A 5,460-nucleotide genomic window follows, 5' to 3' on the forward strand; every position below is an offset into this window, starting at 1 on the left:
GCGCATGAGATCGATGCCGCGCCAGCGCAGCGCGCTGAGGCTGCCGCCGATTTGCGGCACCAGTTCGGCTTCGAGCGCGCCGGCCCTGAGCGTCAACGGTTCAGGAATTGCAGCCATCGCCCGCCATTCGCCGCGAGGCGCTATTCCGCGGCCGCGCCGGCGGCGCTTTTTCGGGTGGCGTCGACCATCAGCCGCCGTTCCCGGAACACGCCCCATTGCTGGTCGACCAGCACGCCGATGAGGATGACGCCGCCCATCACCGCGAAGTTGAGCGAGGACGGGATGCCGAGCAGGTTGACTAGGTTCTGCAGTTCCTGCAGCAGCACCGTGCCGAGGATGACGCCGATCAGCGAGCCTTCACCGCCGCGCAGCGAGAAGCCGCCGAGCACGGCGGCGGCGATGGCGTAGAGTTCGTAGAACTGGCCGTGGCTGGCCGGAGAGATCGAGCGCGTGTACATGGCGAAATAGATCGCCGACAGCGCCGTCAGCACGCCGCAAATGACGTAGGCGGCGATGACGACGCGGCCGGTGCGGATGCCGGAATATTTCGCCGCCTCCTCGTTCTTGCCGATGGCGTAGAGATAGCGGCCGAACACCGAGCGGTGCAGCACCACCCACATGACGATCGAGATGACGATCAGCGCGATGAAGCTGTTGGGAACGCCATAGGAGCGCCCGGCGGTGAGGAATTCGAGGTCGGGAAAATTCTGGCCGAAGGCAAAACCCGCGGTGCCGTCGGCGGTGTAGAAGCGGGCAACGCCGCGGTAGATCAACAGGCCGCACAGCGTGACGACGAAGGGCTGCAGCTTGAGCCTTGTGATCAGCCAGCCATGCGCCAGGCCAATGATGGCGCCAAGCACCAGGATGAGCACGAAGGCCAGCGGCCATTCCATGCCACGCACGGCGATGAAGTCGATGAACAGCGTGCCAAGCAGCGCTACCACCGAGCCGACCGACAATTCGATGCCGCCGGTGATGATGACGAAGGCCTGGCCGATCGACAGGATGCCGAACAGGCCGATCAGGTTCGAGGTGTTGGCGAGGTTGATCGGCAACAGGAAGCGCGGATTGATGATCGCCACGATCGCCCCGACCACCAAGATCAGGATCAGCAGGCCGAGATCTTTCTTGCTCATCGTCTTCTCCCCAATGCCTGAGCGGATCGCGTTTGCGCGGCCCGTGGCAAGAACTATTTCGGCTGCTTGCCCACCGCCAGGAGCAGCACGTTTTCCTGGCTGAACCGGTCCTTGTCGAGAATACCCGAGATCTGGCCCTCATGCATGACGGCGATGCGGTCGGACACGCCGATCACCTCTTCCATGTCCGAGGAGATCATCAGCACGGCGACGCCGGCATCGGCCAATGCGCGCATCAGGCCATAGATTTCCGCCTTGGCGCCGATGTCGATGCCGCGCGTCGGCTCGTCGAGGATCATCACTTTCGGGTTCATGGCCAGCCATTTGCCGAGCACGACCTTCTGCTGGTTGCCGCCCGACAGCGTGCCGGTGCGCGTCTGCACCGACGGTGCCTTGATGCCGAGATCTTTCTTCTGCTTCTCGGCGGTGGCGGTCTCGGCGCTTGAGGACACCAGCGAGCGGCGCGCATGCGCCGGCAGATTGGGCAGCGAAATATTCTGGGCGATCGACAGGTCGAGCAGGATGCCGGTGAGCTTGCGGTCTTCCGGCACCAGGAAGATGCCATGCGCGACAGCGTCGGCCGCGGACGCCAGCGCGAGCGGCTTGCCGTCGAGCTCGAGCGCGCCGCCAAGCTTCGAGTCGATGCCGAAGAACACCCGCGCCAGTTCGGTGCGGCCGGAACCGACAAGGCCGGCAAGACCGAGGATTTCGCCGCGCCTGACGTCGAGGTCGACCGGCCGGCCGGGATAGGCCGGTGTGCGGATGGCCTTGGCCGCAAGCGCTACGGCGCCGGGCGCACGCGCAGCTTCGGAGGCTTTTTCGCGCTCCTTCAGCATGCGGCCGATCATCAGCTTGACCATCTGGTCGTGGCCGATGTCGTGCTTGCCCAGCGTACCGGCAAGCATGCCGTCGCGCAGCACGACGACGCGGTCGGCGACGCGCTCGACCTCGTGCAGGCGGTGCGAAATGAAGATGACGCTGATGCCGTCGGCCTTCAGCGCCTTGATGACGTCGAGCAATTTGTCGGTTTCGGCGAGCGGCAGGCTCGATGTCGGCTCGTCGAGGATGACCAGCCGCGCCTCGATCGACAGCGCCTTGGCGATCTCGACCATCTGCTGCTGGGCCAGCGACAGGGTCGCAACTTGGGTGTCGGCGGAAAAATTGGCGCCGACGCGCTTCAAAAGCGGCGCCACCATGGTGCGCAGCCTGGCGCGGTCGACGAGCTTCAGCGGCCCGGCGCGCAACGGCTCGCGGCCGAAGAAGATGTTGGCCGCGACATCGAGATTTTCGAACAGGTTGAGTTCCTGGTGGACGAAGGCGATGCCCGAACCCAGGCTGGCTTCGACGGAGAGCCTGTCATGCGCGGTGCCGTCGACCGTGATCGTGCCGCTGTCGGGCGTGGTGACGCCGCCGAGGATCTTCATCAAGGTCGATTTGCCGGCGCCGTTTTCGCCGACGAGGCCGATGACCTCGCCCGGCCTGACCTCCATGGAGAAGCCGTCCAGCGCGACGACGCCCGGATAGGTCTTGCGCACGTTCTCGAGGCTGAGGAACGGGGCGGTCACGGATGCAGCAATGGATGTGTCGGAATAGTTCATCATGCCTGACAGCGATTGGCGGAACGGCCTCCTCGCAGACTGACGGGCCTGATCGAACCCGTCAATAAAAAGCGAGGCGTCGCGCTGCCCCTCACCCTACCCCTTCCGGGGCGAGCCACTTGTCTCGCCCGTCCTTCGGACCCCCGTATAGAGACGGGGAGAGGGGGATTGCCAGCGTTGGAGCGCTTCCCTTCTCCCCGTCACTATACGGGGAGAAGGTGCCGGCAGGCGGATGAGGGGCAGCGCTAACGACGATCAGTTTCCAGACATCGCCTTCAGATTGGCGGCGTAGGCGTCGACGTCATCCTTGCCGATGATCTTGGTCGGGATGATGATGAGGTTGCCTTCCGGGATGCCCGACTTGTCGCCCTTGAGATAGGCAGCCATCAGCTTCATGCCCTGATAGGCCCATTCGAAGGGCTGCTGCACGACGGTGGCGGCAATGGTGCCTTCCTTGACGCCGCCCAGCGTGATCGGATCGTCATCGAAGCCGACGACGGTGATCGAGCCGAGCTTGCCGGCGTCGCGCAGCGCTTCATAGATGCGCGGCGTGTTGTAGGAATAGAAGCCGACCATGCAGGTGACGTCGGGGCTGGCGACCAGCGCGTCCTCGACATTCTTCTTGGCGCGCGCCTGGTCGATGTCGTCGCCGCGCACGTCGATCAGCTCGATCTTGGTGCCGGCCAGGCCGTCCTTCATGCCCTGGATGCGCTCCTTGGCGTTGTCGGCGCCGAGCAGGCCGACGAAGCCGAGGCACTTGCCGCCATTGGGCATCGCCTTCTTGGCGATTTCGGCCGCCTGCTTGCCGGCATCGACATTGGACGAGCCGATATAGGCGACGCGCTTGGTCTGCGGTGCGTCAGAGTCGGTGGTGAACAGCGCCGTTTCCGAGGCGATCTTGTTCAACCCATCGGTCGAGGTCTTGGGATCGACGGCCGAGACCATGATGCCCTTGACGCCGGCGGTCACCAGATCGTCCATCAGCCGCTGCTGGATGGCGACCGAGGACTGCTCGGGATATTTGAGCTCAAGATTGTAGTCAGGCAGTTCGCCCTGCGCCTTCTTGACGCCGGCTTCGGCGGCCTTCCAGAAATCGGAAGCGCCGTTGACGACGAAGGCCAGCGTCGGCTTGTCTTGGGCGCGCGCGATGGCCGTGGCCGACAGGCCAAGCAGCAGCGCGGTCGCGGCTACGGATGCAGTTCGTATCAAGGATTTCATGTTCAACCTCCCGTTTGGCTCAGTCGTTGGACCGGCCGATCTTGCATTAACCTGATTTTGGCACTGACCTGATTTGCCGTTTGCAGCGTGGACGCCCTCCTCCTCAAAGGGGTTCCCGGCACCGAAAGAATGGCGTCGTTCCAGCCACGATCATGGACCTTAGAGACTCATCCTTCGTTCGTAAATAGTCCGATTTGTCTGACATATCACATATCCGAGACAAGGGTTGCGGAGGTAGGTCCGCTCGCCACCGGGCCATTTTTCGTACTCTCCCGCCGCCCCGAACGTCACCGACCGGACGCGACGGATTGACGGTACAGGGCATTTTTGTATTAGTAAACAGTATTAGTTCCACGCCAATGCCGGGGTTTCGCGGTGCGCCCGCCGCCGAGCCGTGGTCACCGCCGGCCCGCCACCCAAGCCTTCCGCCCTTTAGGTTTTGGCTTGTATGGGGATTCATGGCGGATGGACCTCTGGTATACTAATAGTTATAAACGACCTTGGGGTTACCGCTATAAATCGACGGCGTCACGCCATCTTGCCGGCCTGACCGGCCTGCCAGACTGGGATTTGCCATGAGCGAGACGACGGATCGGGCCAGCGACACGGCGAGGCGGCGCAAAGCGCCGGCCAAGGGCGCCAAGGGCCGCGTCACCATGATCGATATCGCCAGGGCGGCCGGCTGCTCGCAGGCGACCGTTTCCTTCGTGCTCAACAATTCGCCAGGGATCAAGCTGTCGCAGCAGACCCGCGAACGGGTGATCGAAACCGCGCGCACGCTCGGCTACGCCGCGCCCGCCTTCTCAGCCCTCCACCCGACGTTGCCTGCCTTCGGGGGGCCCGCCTTCGAAGGGCTGGACGGGGTGATCGGCTTCGCCGTCGACCAGCTCGCCACCAGCCCGGAAGCCGTGGTCGCCATCGAGGGCGCGCGCCAGGCCTCGTGGAATGCCGGCAACGTGCTTCTGGTGGCGCAGACGCTGGGCGATTCCGTCATGGAGCCGCGCGCCATTTCAGCGCTGACCAAGCGGGGCATTTCGGCGCTGATCTACATGACCATCTTCACCCGCGAGATCACAGCGCCCGACTACCTCTACGGTCTCGACATCCCGGTGATCCTGCTCAACTGCTATACGGCGGACTATGCCTTCCCTGCTGTGGTGCCGAGCGAGATCGCCGGCGGCCAGAGCTCGACCCGCCATCTGATCAGCCACGGCCACCGCCGCATCGCCACCATCACCGGCGAGCCCTGGATGCAGGCCGCCCAGGACCGCCTGAAAGGCTACCGCCGCGCGCTCGCCACCGCCGACATCCCGTTCGACCCCGAGCTGGTGGTCGAAGGCGACTGGTCGGCCAGCGCCGGCTACGCCGCCACCGTCAAGCTGCTGGCGCTCAGGGATAAGCCCACCGCCATCTTCTGCCAGAACGACCGCACCGCGATCGGCTGCTACGAAGCGCTGAAGGAAGCCGGCCTGCACATTCCGCAGGACATCTCCGTGGTCGGCTACGAC

The 5,460-nt window shown here is 64.3% G+C and carries 4 protein-coding genes; 1 reads left to right on the forward strand and 3 read right to left on the reverse strand.

Annotated features, from left to right (window positions below):
* Positions 1–140: 140 nt before the first annotated feature.
* The 3 genes from EN939_RS19295 to EN939_RS19305 all read right to left on the reverse strand — a co-directional run bounded on the left by EN939_RS19295 (position 141) and on the right by EN939_RS19305 (position 3,952).
* On the reverse strand, positions 141–1,136 hold the full coding sequence (locus tag EN939_RS19295) for an ABC transporter permease (protein ID WP_027040007.1): 996 nt from the start codon (positions 1,134–1,136) through the stop codon (positions 141–143).
* 53 nt (positions 1,137–1,189) lie between these two features.
* Complete coding sequence (locus tag EN939_RS19300; protein ID WP_127269277.1) at positions 1,190–2,734, reverse strand: sugar ABC transporter ATP-binding protein; 1,545 nt, start codon at positions 2,732–2,734, stop codon at positions 1,190–1,192.
* Between the two features lie 255 nt (positions 2,735–2,989).
* On the reverse strand, positions 2,990–3,952 hold the full coding sequence (locus tag EN939_RS19305) for a sugar-binding protein (protein ID WP_127269276.1): 963 nt from the start codon (positions 3,950–3,952) through the stop codon (positions 2,990–2,992).
* A 575-nt stretch (positions 3,953–4,527) separates the two neighbouring features.
* On the opposite strand from EN939_RS19305, the gene EN939_RS19310 reads away from it, so the two are divergent.
* Positions 4,528–5,460 (forward strand): LacI family DNA-binding transcriptional regulator (locus tag EN939_RS19310; RefSeq protein WP_164751078.1); only part of this gene is annotated, 933 nt, incomplete at its 3' end.

Source organism: Mesorhizobium sp. M7A.F.Ca.CA.002.05.1.1 (assembly GCF_003998335.1).
GTDB lineage: Bacteria > Pseudomonadota > Alphaproteobacteria > Rhizobiales > Rhizobiaceae > Mesorhizobium.